Below are 16,942 nucleotides of genomic sequence, written 5' to 3' on the forward strand. Positions count from 1 at the left end.
TTCAGATGTGTTCAAGACCCGATAACGGGCCTTATCGAACTTGTCCCGATTGGTGTCATTGAATTTGTGGGGCATCGGGGCCGGTACTCGCTAGCGAAAGCGGAGTTGGTAGCTCGGTTGTACGATCCCTGCAACATTGCCATTGCCCGCAATACTTCATTCCGAAGGGGTTTATGTTAACATGAGTAACAGGTCTAATGGCGAGGGAAATCCTGAATGTATAGGACCAATGATGGAGAAGTTTCAAAGAAACAGAGTTCCGACGAACACCTAGGATTTGAAGAGATCATCGCCGAATGGATAGACTGGGCTGATGACAGAGCCGGCGAACATGAACTCGAAGCAGGAGAGCGTTCGCGCGCAACATTGGACCATGCTCTTTACGAACTAAAGGATCAGAACTGGGCTGGAGCAGCGGACCTGAAACTGCAGTCGATGCTGACAAGCTTTCCCTATGCCGCTTTTGTCATTGTTGGTACGGGTCGGATTCTGCGGATGAACGAGGCAGCCTCCACGCAATTTGATGTACTCCCTGACGACCCAATAGAAGCCACCGAATTGCTAACGACCGACGGGCGCTCCCTGAGCGAGGTACTAAGCTTCGGGTCGGATGACGCGGGCAGACCAAGGGTGTTCAAACTAATTGATGCAACGCGCCCTGGGTCGGTTTCAGATGTGATGTTGGCAAGTGTGCCCACCAAGTTGGTCGGCCTCAAAAGCCAATGCAGCCTGGTTTTTGTGCTGGAAAACACAGTGACAAAGACCTTTGTCGAACAATTCGGAAGCTACTTCGATCTGACCAAAGCGGAAGCGGCGCTCCTTTACCAATTCACTTGTGGCAAGGCGTTGGTAACTATTGCGGATGAGAGTGGAAAATCCATCAAGACACTCCGCACCCAGTTTCATGCTGTGATGGGGAAAGTCGGCGTCAGGCGTCAGGCCGATTTGATGGCCAGAGTTTTGACGATGTCTCACTTTCTGGATCGTCTCGGACCGATTGCGACAACTGCAGCCCACCCCAATCGCAAACGTGTTGAGATGCTGCGGCCCGGACCGAGAAGCGTGGAGGTCTTTTTGGCCGGTGATCTGCGGGGCGATGTCGTCGTTCTCGTACCGAACGTCACTATGCGAACCTTCCCTGCGGATATGGAAGATGCGTTTCGCCAAGCCGGCTTATGTATCGCCACGATCTGTCGGCCGGGATATGGCGGGACCGATCCCGCATTTCATGGGCAATCCACACGCCAGTGCTTTGCCGATGATGTCAGAGCGGTCTTGGACCAGCTAAACGTTTCCCAAGTACGTTTGCTGGCACAGAATACGGCTTGCGGCTTTGCGGTTGGTCTCGCAGTAGACCTTCCGGGCCGGGTTCGAGAGATTTTGATGGTATCTGCCATGCCTCCAAAACCATATCTGACCGTTCAAACGTCTAATTCGAAACTGTCAGCCGCCTTCATTCGCGCACGAAACATCTCACCCAAGCTGTTTCGTTTGTTGATGTATTTGTCGATCCGCGCATGGAAAATCGGGGGCGTGCAGCGGGTTCATGGCAGACAAATGGCGCCCTATCTGCCAGATTTGGAAATTCTAAAGCAGCCCCATATCTCAGCCGAGTTCGATAACTCGATGCGGGCCCGGTTTGCGCAGGACTTGGATCAAGTCGGAGACGACTTTGAGATGGCCATCAGCGACTGGACCTCGGACTTGCGGCTTTGCCGCGCTCCGATAACCATCTTGCATGGTGCGCAGGATCAGGCTGTAGCGATTAGTGATATCAATAGTTTATGCGCTGATTTCCCTGAAAGGATCGCATTATTCGAGGTCTCGGATGCTGGCTTCATGCTTCCATACTCTCACCGGTCAGAGTTCATTTCGGGCCTGCGCGGTGTGCCGGGATAAGACTCTTCGGCGGGTCAACGGCGACGTACTACATCTGTAGTATGCGGCAAAGTTTTCACGATGCTAGACATCTAGCAGGCACTTCCAGCGGGCTGGATCATTTTTCCGATCAACACCTTGCCACGGAGTTTTAAGAAATACCTTTTTTTGGGAAATTTACAGTGCGAGACATTACATGACCGTCAGCCAATATCTCGGAACAGAATTTCAGGACATTGAACTACGTGATGCGATGCGTACGGAGGTGAGCGCACTTTCGGGCGTTACCGACGAACAGGGCCGGTTGCTGTCATCGCTTGGCATCAATACGGTGTTCGACCTTGCCGTCTCACAGGTCTTTGCCGATGCGCGCCGCCTGTTGTTACCGGGTGCGGCCGAATTGGTTTGGCGAGATGAGGACCTGTTCCCGCGCGATTTGCTTAAGCCCGCCGTCGAAATCGTGGGCGATATCGCCAGCATGCCCATCCAGTCCCTCGCGCGGGTCGCAGCGCGGCTTGCCACAGCAATCAACACAACACTTGGCATTCAAACCATTGGCGAGCTCGCACTCTGGCCGCCCTATGTGGCTGCACGTGAACTTGGTGGCTTTGACGAAGGTCTGAACGCGGCGTTGGAGGACCCGGAAGCCTCGGGCATCCCGGCAGAACTGATCCCGACAATGAACGATCAGGCCAGCGAAAAGGCGTTCTATACTGTCTATTCGGAGGTAAGCACCCGAAGCGGCACCGGATCGCTGCAGGGGGCTGTGTCGCTCGATGACATCGCCCTGAAACAGGCCCGCAGCGATGTCACGCTGGGATACATCCTAAGATACGAGCAATCTTGGACCCCTGTAGGTTTGACACTGGGTAATCTGCTGCATTCACTGGCACTGGCGCCCGGAGAAGCAACGCGCATTGCCATCACCAGTTGGGACCGGCAGCAATCAGCGTCAACATCTGAGAGTGTTTCCCAGAACGAAGCTCTGTCCAACGTGACCTCAAGCCAGCGTACGATCAGCGAAATCACCAGTGCCGTTGCACGAGAAGCGAGCGAGGGGTTCTCCAATATCAACTCGAACACCACCATCGACAACACTGGGAATGCTCAATACGGACTTCTGAATTCCGGAGAGGCGTTGACCGCAGGAGCGGCAGGTTTCACGGCTGGTGCAGCCGCCGGAGTCGTGCCCGGTGCGGCCGCTGGTGCAGGGATCGGCGCTTTGGGCGGAGGCGTCATAGGTGCGTTTGTGGGAGGTGTTGGCGCGGGTCCGGGCGCGGCGGCGGGTGCGATTGGTGGCGGGCTTGTCGGAGCGGGTTCAGGCGCGCTGGTGACAGGTGCGGCTGGCGGAGCAATGGGTTTCATGGGCACCGCAAATTTTGGCTCAGACCTCAATAGCTCAAGCGATCTCGTGCTGAACAGCGTCACCGTGACCAGCACGGATGGCACGCGTGAGGTCGAAAGCGAGATGATGCAGTCCGTCGCAGATCAAACTCAGCAACAGGCCAGCAGCGCCCGCACCCGCACTGCCTCAATCGTACAAGAGGTGAGCCAGTCGGAATCCGAGAACGTCTCGACCCGGGTTGTGGCAAATTACAACCACATGCACGCGATGACGGTACAGTATTTCGAGGTTGTCCAAACCTATCGGCAAGAGACGCGGCTGCTTAAGGAAGAGCCTTGCGTATACGTGCCCGTCGGTCCGGTCCGTAAATGGACTGAGGAATTGATCCGTAAATATCGCGGGCAACTATTGCAATCTGCAATATCGTCAGATTTCGCATTTCACCTGATGGCCGCTTATGGCACGGTCGGGCTCCAATCGCCGACTTTCGAAACTTTCCCAGAGGCGGAGCGCAGCGCTCTGGGCAACGAGGCCATACAAAGGGCACGTGATGTTCTGGACGTCTTCGTTGGGGCCAATCCTCACAACGACTGGCGCGTCCCCAGTAACGTCACCATAAGCATGATCTCCGGGACATGGATGGACGGCGGGACCGTCTTTACACATGAGATCGACAGCAAGCTTGATTTCAAACTTTTCGCAAAGATCCGCGGCAGCAGAGGGCGCGAACAGATCAGCAAATGGGAATTGGATGTCCCGTTTCTTGAGTTAGACGGCCTTGAGTTTGAGGCGAGCGCAAAGCCTCGCGAAGATTTGGACCTTTTGGATATGCTGGCTGACCCAATTTCGGTGCGTTTCGGGATCCTTTTTGATATCCCTGACTCGTCCGATCAGTTCACGTTTCATGCTCTTGGAGCCGTCGACAGCAGCCATATTGTAAGGCGTGGTCGTACTGACAAAGGCAAGATCGTCTTTCCGATTCTCAATGTAAGCCCTGTCATCTCTCTTAAGAAAGCGATAGACCATCTGACCGAGAACACCGAATGGTATTCACGTCAGATCCTGCGCCTGAAAGACAAAAGGCTGGCGCGGACGCTGGTTGACAACCTGTCATTTGATAACTCGGTCCTCGGCGATCATGTTGATCCGGAACCCGTTGCGATTAACGGCGACCGGCTCATCTTCAAACTGCAAAGCCGCAAGTTTCGAGAAACCGTCAAATCAAAGGATGTGAGCACGCACGAGTTGGTTCCTGTTGGCACAGGCGGCGTCTTTGCTGAAGCTGTGCTAGGTCGGGCAAATTCAGCCGAAAAAATCGATTTGACGCGATTCTGGAATTGGCAGGACTCGCCTATCCCGCTCACTCCGCCAGAAATTGCGCCGGTGCAGACGGGCTCACGTGCGCAAGCGGTCAATTTGGCACCCGGACGGCTTGATGCGCCGCTTGTGCAGAATTCAGCCGCCCGTGCGATACCTGACCCGCAAGGCACGCTTGCGGTGCTGAACACGTTGCAACAGCAGCTGTTTAAGGACATGAGCGGTATCTTGGAGACCGCGCAAGTCGCCCAGACAGCACTGCAACAAGCGGCCTCTGCTTCCACCGCGACGGGTGACGCGGCGTCGGAAAATTTACAAAAAGGCATGGAGCAAACGGGCAAAATTGTTGAGCAAGCCACAAAGATGGTGGGCGACTTTGGCAGCATGATAGCGGAAAAGAGCCTCGATGTGCTGAACACCGGTGTCGCGGGCGCGCTCGGCTCAACAGGGGGCGCCGGCGGACTTCTGGGCAGCCCGGCGGGTGGCGGTTTCAGTGGCGCGACAGGCGGCGTAAGCTCCAACCCCTCTGCGATCCGGGCTGGAGCAGGTTTGGCAGGTAACACTGGCGCAATATCAGGCGGCGGTCTGGCAGGCTCTGCCACCGGGATCGGGGGGGCGATCAACGAGGCACGAAAACTCCCATCATCGACTGGGTCCCTTCCGAACACGTCGGTTGGTCCAACCCAGAATTCGCCTATGCAGGCGGCTGGAGGCGGCAGTCGAGCCGAAACTTCCTTGCCTGAAGACATCATCAAGAGTGCGACGGGCGTTCCGCCCGGGTATATGCCTCCGCAAGGCGTCCAAACGCCACCCGCTGTGACCGAAGGCTCGTCGCTTGAAACGCGCGTCGCATCGGAGCTGCGGCCCCTCGTGGCCCGTGCCTCTCGGTCAGATGCCGACTATGATCTCCTGCTCGGTAAAACGATGGAACTGATAGAACTGGCGCACGCAACCGGGCAGCCCCACAGCCCCGTGTATTCGACGCTCGGTGATGCGCTTAGCCTTGGATGGAAGGCCGCCGCCCTGCGAACTGCGGATCGGTTTAATACCGGCGAACACGATGCGATCCATCGGTTGCTGGAACTTGAGTTGCATAGAGATCGTTTGCCACAGCTGATAGACGGGGACGATTTTGACCTTCGCGGTTTACTCAAAGCAGAAATCTCGATTGAAGATATTAGTGCGCCCGAAAAGGTCATGGGGGGCGAAGAGATACTCATAGCGGGCCGCGTGATGGAAAGCCTGTCGGATGGCACCAAAATCCCTGCAGTTGGGGCCAGCGTCAGTCTGACATCCCGTCCGACTTTGCAAGAACACTTATCGACAAGCACCGATGCCAAAGGCCAGTTCAGTTTTGTGATCAATCATGGCGTACCGCCCACGGGATTTGATGGTATTCACCAGTTCGCTGGATGGTTCGATCTGGACCTAAATCTGTCTGCAACCTCTGGCCGTACCTCACTCGTTGCGCAAAGCTGGACCATTGTGCCGGGCGAAATCACTGTCAAACTGATTGGGGCCTACGATAATGAAACAGGCGACGACCGACTGATTGGATCTGTCGTGGCCGCAAATAGCGGGAAGGACGTAACCCTGCGTTTCCAAGCGCTCATCGCCGGTCAACCTTTGAACCGCGGAGTCCAAATGCAGGCCGCAGATGTCTCTGTCCATGGAGAAGGTGTCGTTACCTCGGTGACCAATCCCGATGGCAGTGGGGAGTTTGTTGTGGTGTTTAGACCAAGCTCTGCGGCAGATACAGTCGCCTATGTGTCACCTATAATTCGCTACGAAGGGTTCGGTCCCCAGTCCCCGGCACGCCAGGCACCCGGGTTCGCGGGCATAAACGTTGTCTAGCAGTGCATTCCACGTCTCCTGTTGCGAAAGCCTTCACCTTTGCCGACATTCGGTTCCGGCCCTTTGCGGTCATCTACCGAGGGTCTTTGATGCTGCGATGCGGCCCGTGAGTTCGGACAATCGCTGCATCCGCGAAAACCGGTGACGTTCGGATTCACAGTCTGCGGGACTGACCGGACTTTCGCTGTAACTACGCCAACGGCTGCTTTCCTGTTACCGCGGCAAGGCATTGGCCGAGCCAACTCTCTCACGCATATCGTGACCAACTATCAGGAACTGAGGCATAACATCACGCTCCCCTGCCTTATTCGAACGAAAAGTTAGCTGGTGGCAGTTTTTTGCATGCTTTTGGGGGCGCCCGAGCCGACATCGGTTCCGGTATAGGCCATACCTGAGTCCTTCCAGGCGCCAAAGCCACCTTCAAGGTGGGCGACCCTTTCGAATCCATGTTCCAGGCACAGCCGAGCAACCTTTTCTGACCGGACACCGGAACCGCAATGAAAGACAATGCACTTGTCTGATTGGCCCGGCATGTGATCCGGATCAAAGGCCTGCATAGGTCCGAGGAGTGCGCCCTCAATCCGCTCAAACCCATATTCCTGTGGGGTTCGCACATCGATCAGAACGATTTCATTGCGATCAAGCGCCTCTTTGACCTCTTGTGGTGTCCAGGTATCAAGCGTGCCGTGGTCGGTTGTTTCGGTCCTCGTGGTGGTCTCCTTAGAAGCGGTTTAGCGGAATTTTCAAGTAGCGGTGGTCGTCGCCCTCGCTGGGCGGAAGCGCGCCTGCCCGTAGGTTCATCTGCAAGACGTGCAACATGCGATCTGGCAATGACAGGGTTTTGTCGCGGGCCTCTCGCAGGCCAATATACGCGTCTTTGCCCGTTCCGCCGCCGACGTGAATGTTATGACGGCGCTGTTCGGCGACGGAGGATTCCCATGTGGGTGTCTTGCGATATTCGCTGCCGTAGTCGTGTCCGACAAACAGTCGGGTGTCGTCTGGCAGCGCCAGAATATCCTGCAGCGAGCCATATAGATCGGCCGCCGTGCCGCCGGGAAAATCGGCGCGTGCGGTTCCCGCATCCGGCTGCATGAAGGTGTCGTGGACGAAGGCCGTATCGTCACCAACGACATAAGTGATCGATCCCAGTGTGTGACCAGGCGACAGCATGACCTTAACGGGAAGCGACCCAATCTGAAAACTGTCGCCATCCTCAAAGAGATGGTCGAAATCGTTGGCGGGATCGAACGCGTCGGGCATGTTGTAGAAGTCGCGCCAAAGCTCTGCGATTTCCAGAACTTTGGAACCAATGGCATTAGGCTTGCCCAGACGTTTTTTCAAAAATGATGACGCCATAAGGTGATCGGCATGCGGGTGCGTGTCGAGGATCCATGTGATGTCCAGCCCCTCGGCTTTCGCAAAGTCCAGAATGTCCTCCACACTGTCGCTGTTGGTCGCAGCACTTTTGGGATCAAAGCTCAGCACGGTGTCGATCAGGGCCGCCTCACGGGTCTCGGGGTCTGCCACCAGATACTGGATGCTTCCGGTATCATCGTCATAAAATCCGGTAACTTGCGGAGATCTCGGGCCGCGTGACGGGCTTGTGCGTGAGAGTTTCATTGTTTTTGTCTCCTCTTGGTCAGGTTAACCGTTGATTGCCGAAATCAGCATCACAATCGCCATCCCCATCATCATCAGGTTTTCGGACAGGCTAACGAAGCCGAGGGGCACGTTTGAATTGCCGCCCACGCAGGCGCATTTCAGCTCTCGCTTGTCGATGTAGACGGCTTTGAAAACGCTGACCGCGCCGATCGTGGCGATGAAAAGCGCCGCAGGGGCAGCCAGCCATGTCAGCATCATGCCTGTCATCAAAACGCCCGCACCGGTTTCGACCCAAGGGTAGACGTAGGCATAGGGCACCCATTTGTGTGCCAGCAGATCGTAGTTGAGGAACATCGTGGTGAAGCTCTCGATGTCGCGCAGCTTTTGCATCCCCAACAGAATCATCGAGACAGAGATGAACCAGCCGAGCGTTTGCCATGTGATCGTGCCGAAAACGCCGATGGACAGCGCCAGCGCCGTCGCGGCGGCCACGGCGAACAGGTAGAGCACCGGTTTGTAGGTCGTCGCATCTGGATCATAATCGGTGAGCTTTTGGCGCAGAGCGTCATAGCCGCCGACACGCTCACCCTCAATCCAGACCTGCGGCGTGGTGGGCACGCCCTGCGCTTTTTTGAACGCGTCAACCTCTGATCTTGACCGGAACAGGCGGTCGTCGACGTCAAATCCTTTGCTCTGCAACAGCCAGCGCGCTTTTTGTCCTGACGGGCACAGATGGTCGGGCAGGGCCATGCGGTACAGAACGGCTGTCTTTCCAGTCGCGGCAGTCGCGGGGTCTGTCGTTACATCGGCAACGTCGCGTGTGTTAACGGGCATGATAGTATTTCTTCGTCTCAGGGTTCTGTTCGCGAGGTTCCAGCGGGCGCATCCCCGTTTGCGTCAATATCTGCGATGTAGCGTTTCATTTCCGTGATCTCGTCACGCTGTGCTTCGATGATCGCGGTTGCCAGTTCTTGAACCCGTGGATCAGAAAAGGTGGCGCGTTCGCTCACCAAAATCGCGATTGAATGGTGCGGGATCATCGCCTTCATCCACGCAACATCACCCACGGTATCTTGCGAGCGCACCAGATAGACGCCCGCCACAAAGGCAATGGCGGCCCCGGCAAAAATCGCGATGTTGGCCTTGCGATTGGAATACATGCCCAGCATGAAGGCTAGCATGATGATCGCCATCATCCCTCCCATATAAAGCGCCATCCACATCCGCGTTTGCGAGAAGAAGACGTGATCGAGCGCATAGGTGTTGAGATACATCAGACCGTACATCACAACCGTCGAGGTGCCGATCATGGCAAAAAACCTGCCATAGCCCCCGGATTTTCCAGTATGATCCTTGCGGTGCATAGATCGAGAGCCCATGCTACGAACTTCATTGCGTGCCATCACACGTCCTTTCTAAATACCCGTATGGGGTATTAACGAGGCTCCGTCCGGATGGTTCCGAAATTTGTGAGGATTGCCCGAATGAAGGCGAACAAAGACAAGACGCTGGACCGGCTTTCGCGGCTTGAAGGGCAAGTGCGTGGCGTGGCGGGCATGGTTGAGGCAGACCGCTACTGCATGGATATTCTAGCGCAGACAGCGGCAATACGGTCGGCAATCTTAGGGGTCGAAAAACTGATCTTGGAAAACCATGCCGTCCACTGCGTCGAGACCGCCATTCAAAGCGGCGACCCCGAAGAACAGCGCGCGAAGTTTGACGAGCTGATCGGCCTTTTGCAAAAGGCGTCGAAATAACCTGATCGGTCAAAAACCTTCCCATCCCAACGCTCCGGTTATGCCACCTCAAACCAAGCCATCATGCCTGCCTTCTGGTGTGACAACATATGGCAATGGATCATCCATTGGCCGGGATTATCGGCCACAAATACAATATCGACGGTTTCGTCCGCGCCGACCAACACGGTGTCCCGCACGTCGCCTTCCATGTTTGCAGCGCCACTTCTGGACAGGACGGTAAAGTGATGACCATGCAGGTGGATTGCGTGCGGAAACATCGAGCGGTTCGTCATTTCCAACCGAACCATTCGACCTAAAGCCGCCCGAAACATTGGCTCATCCATTTGGCTCGCCGCTCCGTTGAACGCCCAAACCATGCCGTTCGCAGCAAGCTCGCGAAACCCCATGGTTTTTCCATCAAAGCGGGCTTCGCGCATCCCGCGCATGGCACCGCCTTCCATCAGCAGCATTTCGGTTTGCGGATATGACAGGTCTGGCACGGGCAGTGTGCCCCATGCAGGCAAAGGACGCACATCAGCGCCGCGCAAAGGCAAAGAGTCACCCGAATGGACAAAGCTGGCAATCTCCAGCCAATCTCCATTTCCAGGATCCAGCAGCAAACCGGCGCGCGTGTCACCATCCACACGACCGTCGATCACCACATCTGCCCTTTGAGCGGGTCCGAGGATCAGCGTTTCGACCTCCCGTGGCGTGATAGGGTGGCCGTCCAGCGCGATCAGCTGAGGCGATAGGTGCGGCAATGACAAAGGCATTATTCGGTCAGTGGCTGTATTGATGATCCGCAGCCGCACGCGCTCGCCGGGCTGGATATCCAGCTCAGGATTGGCAGCACCGTTTACCGTGACCGTGTTTCCCATGCGCCCACCATGCGATGCCGCGTGAAGATCGTCCCATCTGTCTTCAATAATTCTTGCGTCACTATCCAGCAGCCAATCATCAAGAATAAGGACCAGCTCGCGGGTTGCTGCACCGGGTTCACCAAGCCACGGTTCGCGATCTTCCACGATCAATGGCCCCGCAAGACCACGGGCAACTTGTTCCGTGCTGCGGTTGTGAGAATGATACCAATATGTACCAGGGTCGGGCGCTACAAAGTCATAGTCGAAGGTATCGCCGGGCGGCACTGGGGCCTGTGTCAGCGGTGCCGCGCCATCCATCGCATTTTCGATACGGATGCCATGCCAATGCACGGCGGTTGCTTGCGGCAGGCCGTTGACCAGTTGGAATCTGACCCGCTCCCCGGCTCCTAAACGAATTTCTGGGCCCGGAACCGTGCCTGTCGCCTCGGTCGCGTAGGCCCACACAGGCGTTGAAGGATATCCGGCGGGGGCAAGTTGCGCAGATGTAGGTGCCGCCCGCAGAACTGGCAAGCGCTCATCGGCAAAAGTGGGTCTGGACAACAAGGTTGCGCCGCCAAGTGCAGCAGCCCCTCTCAGAATTGATCGTCGGGATAAGGAGGTCATGAGAGTTTCCTTTTCACAGGTTGACCGGAGGCGTGGTGATTGAAGTGAGCGTTGCCGTCGCGATCAGGATCAGCAAAACGGTCACGGCCTCAATCTGGATTGAGCGGCGCAGGTGGGACGCGGGAGTGTGATCGCCAGAGGCAAGCGCCGGAACGAGCCGCCATTTATTGACGGCGGCAAGGGCCATCAACCCTGTCATCACGCTGAGCTTGGCGAGAAGCGTCCAGCCGTAAGCTGTTGAAAGCAGAGCAGAGAGCGATCCCGTCATGAGCCATGCAAAGATTAAACCAACGACGATGAGCAGCGCGACCGTCACGCTGGCGATGGTTCCGAAACGATGAAGCAGCGATGCCCCGTCTGGCTGGCCGACCGCGCGACGAAGAGGGGCCAGTGCGCCAACCCAGAACGCCGCCGTCAGCAGGTGCAGCGTCAATAACGACGTGAGAAGCCAACGAGGATCACCAAGGGAATGGCCGACGAATGTGTAGGATATCGCAATCAGAAATGCACCAATTAACCCTACACCGAGGCCGAAGCCACCATTGATCAACAGCGCAACGACGAGCAGCTCACCCGTGCTGCGCCAGATCGCTGCCGCGCCAAGTGGGCTGTCCCAGACAAAGCCAAGCATCATCGGATCAATAGCCCCCAACATGCCCATCCCTGATATTCGGGACGTACGGATGCCAAACCGCAACGCCAGCACTGCCAGCCCGATCAACGCCGCGATAACGGCGATTTTCCGGGCCAGTTGCCGCACATCATCGGATGCATTTGGAAATGCCAAGACAAACAGTGGCCCACCCATTGCAAGAAGCGCCGCGCCATAGCCTGCCGTTTTCGCCACGATGGCCGCGATAGCCCATCCGTCAATTGGTGCCAGACCTTCCACGCTGATCAGTCGGCTACGTTGAAGCCGAAGGTGCCCTGCATGGGATGGCCGTCTGCAGAAAGACCACGCCAATCAACCGTATAGGCCCCGTCGGGCAGATCAACAGGTGGCAGCGCACGGAACTCCGTCACGGCGTCCATGCCGGTTTCACGCTCAATATCCACTTCACCGTCCGGTCCGGTCAGCGTAATCGCGGTCACGCGCATTGGATCATCAAAGCGCATTTCGATGGCTTCAATCGATACCACTGTTGCCTCATTTGCCGGAGTTGTTTCTTCGGCTTTGGAGTGCGCCCAGGCACCGGTCGCGGTTGCGATCAGCGCAAGGACTGCAAAAATGCTTTGTTTCATTGTCTGTTTTCCATTTCGTCATGACGGGCGCGGACGTCGTCCGGCCAGGTCGATTTGATGTAGCTGAGAACGGCGATAATTTCTTCATCGCTCAGAACGCCTTCATAGATCGGCATGTTTGACGCGTAGTTGGGGTCGCCGATGAGGGCACCCGTCCCGTATTTGGTGAGCCGAAACAAAGTGTTCCCGTCATGGTGCCATGTGTGTCCGGTTTCATCATGGGGCGGTGCGGGGAGACGTCCATCCTTATCAGGCGAGCGCCAATTGGCTTGGCCTTCCAGATTGGCCCCGTGGCACGAGGCACAATTCGCCTGATAGACACTTGCCCCGAGCGCGATGATTACCGGATCGGTATTTTGCAGAACAACCCGATCAGTTTCAGCCGAGTCCGAGGTGTAGGCATAGAGAGCGGCCCCTATCAGAGCCGCTCCGCCACCAGCTACGAATACAAGCCGTTTCACAAACCGGCCTGATAGAAGACTTCGCCTTCACTCGCATCGCCGCCAAATACAATCACGTCATAACGTGCTGTTGGATCATTTCCCATGCCGGGCGAGCCGCCGGGCATTCCCGGAACAGCGATGCCTGTGACGTTCGGGCGCTCCTCCAGCAGTTTTGCAAGTGCATCAAGCGGCACATGGCCTTCGACTACGTAGCCGTCAATCATGGCGGTATGACAGGCCCACATGTTGCCGGGAATGTCCGCGTCCAATTTCACGCTTGTGACGTCCGCAGTGTCGGTAACTTCAATGTCATAGCCTTCCTCTCGGGCCAGTGCCACCCAAGCGCCGCAGCATCCGCATGTAGGACTTTTGGTAACGTGCATGGTGCCGTAGTCAGCCATATGTGAATGGCTGTCGGCATGGGCCATGCCCGCCCATCCAAAGGATGCCAATCCAAGGGCGAGTGCAGTGGCAGGTGTGAAGGCTAGAAGTGTCTTGATCGATTTCATGAGTGTTTCCTCTCGAAAGATGCGTGCCCGTATAAAAGGGCAGCGGGCAAAGCCCGTTTTGGTGTGATTACTAATCTGTGCTGCACCACGGAGAGGCACAGCAGGCATCACACCGAGCGGGGGGGATCGAGAAGACCGGATGGCTGAATGCCGGTCAGCTGTATGCCAGACGCGCAGACTACATCTTCACCCGCATTTGGCGGAGTGCTGGTCGGTTCCGATGCCGGAAGCAGAGCTGGCACGGCATGACAGGTCTGAGTGCGTTCACTGCTGTCCTGACAACACGCCGGTTGTTCATCCGCCATCATTTCGGCGGCAGCGTGGTCATGATCGGTAAACGGCATATGTCCCGCGTCCATCGCTCCGGAGAGCGATGCGGATAGCGTCAAGATGACGACCATGATGAAGCGAGCCACAGACATGAAACATACCTATATGGGGTATGTGTGGTTTTGCAAGTCGCACGCCTGTTACCTGCTGTCGCAGCATATCAATGCGCGTGGGTATCTTCCCCGAGCGCCATCATCAAGTGATGCTCGCGATGATGATCTTGGCTCGCCATCAGACCAAAGAATCCAAGGCCCTTGATTCGGGCAACCACACTAGGATCATCGCTCGTAACCCGCAGCTCCACCCCGTCACCGGTTTGGGCGACGTCCACAATCCAACGGTCATTTTTAGTAAGCTGCGCGGCATGGGCAGGCACCATGCGCCGAAGCGTCGCGATTGTCTCCGCATTGCCAGTGGCCACAGCAGTGATCCCGTCCGGAAGGTCAGTTTCCGAGACTACCGCATCAGAGATCAACTGGTCCATATCGACCAGATGCGCTCGCAAGCCAGTCAGATCAACCTTTGCCCAATCCGTACCGGGATTAGCTTCCAAGACGCGTACGACTTCGGACAAAGCTGCGAAAGCGCCTTGACCGGGTTCTGACAATACATCGGCAGTCGCTATCTGATCTTGGCCGTGTGCTGAATGATCCATATCATCACCGTGTCCGGCATGGTTGGTTTGCGCGAACGCGAGCGCCGTGCCGCCCGTTAATGCAATTACAGTCAGGATAATCTTTGCTTGAATGTTTTGGCCTCTCAAAGTGTCATCAAAAGACTATCAGACAAGTATCAAACGCCATATGATCTCTATCATGTCGACTTGGATAGACATTTTCGATGGCGCACCTGTCCGTAGGATAGCGAAGAACGCAGCGGTGTTCCGTCAAGCGGAGCAAGTGGAGTCTATGTATCTAGTGCGATCCGGCGCGGTCGCATTGGAGCGCCCGCTGACGGATGGTGTGCCGCTGATACTGCACGTTGCCACGGCAGGTATGGCTTTGGCCGAGGCGTCCTTGTTTGCGGAAACCTATCATTGTGATGCAGTTGTGCGCTTTGATGCCGAAGTTGCCAGCATGCCTCGTGTTCAGTTTTTGAGCGCTATCCGCAGAATGCCGGATGCTGCCCTGAGCTTAATTGAAACTCATGCAAAGGAAGTGCAGGCGCAGCGGACATGTATTGAAATCCTGCGTCTGAGGCGTGTGGCGGATCGGCTTGATGCTTGGCTGGACCTTCATGGCGAACCGCCCAAGGGTGAATGGATCATGGTGGCAGAGAGGATCGGCGTTTCGCCACCAGCGCTCTACCGAGAGCTGGCGAGGCGTAGGAACTGAAGCAGACATTCGCTGCACCTAATAGAAGTTGGAAGTATGGGCTCATAGCCGTCGTCGGAGTTATCGCAGCTTCACGGATTGACTTCGCGAGAGCTACCAGCGTTCACGGCCCTGAGCGGACCTCCATCGGCGGTGTCTGATGCTGCGGTGCGGCCCGTCATTGCTGCCATTCGCGGCGACCGCGAATCATAGTGATCAGCGAACTTACGGTCTGCGGACTTTCCAGCCTTTTGCTCGCGCGGCTATTGCTGACGCAGCATCGCTTCGCATCTGCGGGACGCTTGTTGTTGCAGTGCGGCGCAAGTCGCCAATCGGTCATTCGCGGGTGTCGATTTCGCCCGAACCGAGACCGCACTTTCGCTGCACTCGGGACAGACACTTGAGACGCGGACGAAGCCGCCTTTCGCGCGGGCCTTTTTCCTCCGCAGAAACTCTTCGTGATCGCAGCGCAATAATTCTGCAATGCATAAAATTTTTCCAGACCGGATGGGGTGGATGGCTCCTGCTCCCCCGGCGTCGCAATGCGCCATAATGCAGTTGTCTACCACTGCTAGGAAAGGAGCCACCCAATGCAGATTACAACAGTCGGCCTAGATCTGGCCAAGAACATCTTTCAGGTGCACGGGATCACAGCGGACGGAACCGTTGCGTTCAACAAGTCACTCAGGCGGGCGCAGCTCTTGCAGTTTTTCGAGAACCTTGAGCCCTGTCTCATCGGCATGGAAGCTTGTGGATCGAGCCACCACTGGGCGCGGGAATTCCAGAAGCTGGGCCACGAAGTCCGGCTGATGCCTGCGATGTATGTGAAGGCCTACGTCAAACGTGGAAAGTCTGACGCCATTGATGCAGAGGCGATCTGCGAGGCTGTAACGCGTCCCACGATGCGCTTTGTCGCAATCAAGACTGAGGAGCAGCAGGGCGTCCTCTTCCTCCACCGTGCGCGCGATCTGGTCGTGCGGCAAAGGACCCAGCTCAGCAACATGCTGCGCGGCCTGTTGGGGGAGTTTGGTATCGTGATTGCCCAAGGGATTGGAAGCGCCGTGAAGTTTGCAAAGGCAGTGCTGGATGGAGATCGCCCGAGCATTCCTGAAGTCGCCGTCGATGTTTTGACAAACCTGTGCAACCAGATGGTCGCTCTGCACTTGCGCATTCTCTGGTACGACAAACGCATTCTGCTTGAAGGTCGGAGAGACCCAAAAGTTATGTTGCTAAGGACCATTCCCGGGGTCGGCCCGGTGACCGCATCGGCCATTGTCGCGACAGCGGGCGACGGGCATCAGTTCCGCAGTGGGCGCGAGTTTGCCGCCTGGTTGGGCCTGACACCGATCAATCGATCCAGTGGCGGCAAAGAACGTCTCGGGCGCATCTCCAAGATGGGAGATAGATACCTCAGGCGTCTTTTGGTTACTGGCATGACCGCCCGATTGAACCAGATGAAGGTCAATCCCGACCGCGTTGATCCTTGGGCAATGTCCCTGCGAGAGCGCAAACCTCCGCGCGTGGCCACCGTCGCAATGGCCAACAAGACAGCCCGCATCATCTGGGCAGTTCTGACCCGCAACGAAAGGTATCGACCTCACACCGCATAACCGCAAACAAGGCAACACCAGAGACGCAAGACCATTGAGATGATGGAGCAATGTCAGCTCGCCAACCAGACACCCCGTCGAATGTCAGGGACACATCGTTGTCCGCGAACCGGTTTGGGACTTGGTCAGCGGAAACCATCAGGGCCAGCAGCCGCGTGCGCTGCGCAAACAGGCCGGACACACGACTGCATCTGACAAACGCTCATATCAGCTCGAAAAATGTCTTGCTATGCAGGAGCAATGGTATGGACCCCGCCGCCCTCGGTTGGAGTATCT

15 protein-coding genes and 1 pseudogene are annotated in these 16,942 nt (G+C 56.6%); 5 read left to right on the forward strand and 11 right to left on the reverse strand.

Translation table 11 applies throughout. From position 1 onward, the window contains the following. The first annotated feature begins 216 nt into the window (after positions 1-216). Both ABJO75_RS05000 and ABJO75_RS05005 read left to right on the forward strand, forming a co-directional pair. Positions 217-1,899: an alpha/beta hydrolase gene (locus tag ABJO75_RS05000; protein WP_348127407.1), complete on the forward strand. Its 1,683-nt coding sequence runs from the start codon at positions 217-219 to the stop codon at positions 1,897-1,899. Between the two features lie 175 nt (positions 1,900-2,074). Next, positions 2,075-6,394 carry a hypothetical protein gene (locus tag ABJO75_RS05005; protein WP_348127408.1) on the forward strand — a complete coding sequence of 1,440 codons (4,320 nt, stop codon included), beginning with the start codon at positions 2,075-2,077 and terminating at the stop codon, positions 6,392-6,394. A 320-nt stretch (positions 6,395-6,714) separates the two neighbouring features. Here ABJO75_RS05005 and ABJO75_RS05010 read toward each other — a convergent pair. From ABJO75_RS05010 to ABJO75_RS05025, 4 genes and pseudogenes are all read right to left on the reverse strand, one after another. Next, positions 6,715-7,050 (reverse strand): annotated as a pseudogene (locus ABJO75_RS05010) (rhodanese-like domain-containing protein); the annotation flags it as partial. Positions 7,051-7,114: 64 nt separating this feature from the next. Further along, a complete protein-coding gene (locus tag ABJO75_RS05015) occupies positions 7,115-8,014 on the reverse strand; it encodes an MBL fold metallo-hydrolase (protein WP_348127410.1) in 900 nt (299 codons plus the stop codon). Positions 8,015-8,038: 24 nt separating this feature from the next. Continuing rightward, complete coding sequence (locus ABJO75_RS05020; RefSeq protein WP_348127413.1) at positions 8,039-8,830, reverse strand: MauE/DoxX family redox-associated membrane protein; 792 nt, start codon at positions 8,828-8,830, stop codon at positions 8,039-8,041. Positions 8,831-8,847: 17 nt separating this feature from the next. Beyond that, positions 8,848-9,399 (reverse strand): DUF305 domain-containing protein, encoded by a 552-nt coding sequence (locus tag ABJO75_RS05025; RefSeq protein WP_348127414.1) that lies wholly within the window; start codon positions 9,397-9,399, stop codon positions 8,848-8,850. A gap of 81 nt (positions 9,400-9,480) precedes the next feature. Between ABJO75_RS05025 and ABJO75_RS05030 the strand changes: the two genes are divergently transcribed. Next, the gene (locus tag ABJO75_RS05030) at positions 9,481-9,753 is read left to right on the forward strand and encodes a metal-sensitive transcriptional regulator (protein ID WP_348127417.1); all 273 of its coding nucleotides are present in this window, start codon (positions 9,481-9,483) and stop codon (positions 9,751-9,753) included. Between the two features lie 38 nt (positions 9,754-9,791). Here the strand turns inward: ABJO75_RS05030 and ABJO75_RS05035 are convergent, their stop codons facing one another. The 7 genes from ABJO75_RS05035 to ABJO75_RS05065 all read right to left on the reverse strand — a co-directional run bounded on the left by ABJO75_RS05035 (position 9,792) and on the right by ABJO75_RS05065 (position 14,398). Next, positions 9,792-11,219, reverse strand: a complete 1,428-nt coding sequence (locus ABJO75_RS05035) for a multicopper oxidase family protein (RefSeq protein ID WP_348127419.1) — start codon at positions 11,217-11,219, stop codon at positions 9,792-9,794. Between the two features lie 13 nt (positions 11,220-11,232). After that, on the reverse strand, positions 11,233-12,066 hold the full coding sequence (locus tag ABJO75_RS05040; RefSeq protein ID WP_348127421.1) for a CopD family protein: 834 nt from the start codon (positions 12,064-12,066) through the stop codon (positions 11,233-11,235). A 50-nt stretch (positions 12,067-12,116) separates the two neighbouring features. Continuing rightward, a complete protein-coding gene (locus ABJO75_RS05045) occupies positions 12,117-12,461 on the reverse strand; it encodes a copper resistance CopC family protein (RefSeq protein WP_348127422.1) in 345 nt (114 codons plus the stop codon). Beyond that, a complete protein-coding gene (locus ABJO75_RS05050) occupies positions 12,458-12,922 on the reverse strand; it encodes a cytochrome c (protein ID WP_348127424.1) in 465 nt (154 codons plus the stop codon). The genes ABJO75_RS05045 and ABJO75_RS05050 overlap by 4 nt, the downstream gene beginning before the upstream one ends. Further along, positions 12,919-13,413: a DUF411 domain-containing protein gene (locus ABJO75_RS05055; protein WP_348127425.1), complete on the reverse strand. Its 495-nt coding sequence runs from the start codon at positions 13,411-13,413 to the stop codon at positions 12,919-12,921. The genes ABJO75_RS05050 and ABJO75_RS05055 overlap by 4 nt, the downstream gene beginning before the upstream one ends. A 107-nt stretch (positions 13,414-13,520) precedes the next feature. Next, entirely contained in the window at positions 13,521-13,835 is a 315-nt protein-coding gene (locus tag ABJO75_RS05060) for a hypothetical protein (protein WP_348127427.1), read from the reverse strand. A gap of 68 nt (positions 13,836-13,903) precedes the next feature. Next, the gene (locus ABJO75_RS05065; RefSeq protein ID WP_348127429.1) at positions 13,904-14,398 is read right to left on the reverse strand and encodes a hypothetical protein; all 495 of its coding nucleotides are present in this window, start codon (positions 14,396-14,398) and stop codon (positions 13,904-13,906) included. A gap of 91 nt (positions 14,399-14,489) precedes the next feature. On the opposite strand from ABJO75_RS05065, the gene ABJO75_RS05070 reads away from it, so the two are divergent. Together ABJO75_RS05070 and ABJO75_RS05075 are read left to right on the forward strand one after the other, a co-directional pair. Beyond that, positions 14,490-15,077: a Crp/Fnr family transcriptional regulator gene (locus ABJO75_RS05070; protein ID WP_348127432.1), complete on the forward strand. Its 588-nt coding sequence runs from the start codon at positions 14,490-14,492 to the stop codon at positions 15,075-15,077. Positions 15,078-15,646: 569 nt separating this feature from the next. After that, positions 15,647-16,666, forward strand: coding sequence for an IS110 family transposase (locus ABJO75_RS05075; protein WP_348127434.1), 1,020 nt, complete (start codon positions 15,647-15,649; stop codon positions 16,664-16,666). The last annotated feature ends 276 nt before the right edge of the window (positions 16,667-16,942 follow it).

It is taken from the genome of Sedimentitalea sp. (assembly GCF_039973035.1).
In the GTDB taxonomy this organism is placed as follows: Bacteria; Pseudomonadota; Alphaproteobacteria; order Rhodobacterales; family Rhodobacteraceae; genus Sedimentitalea.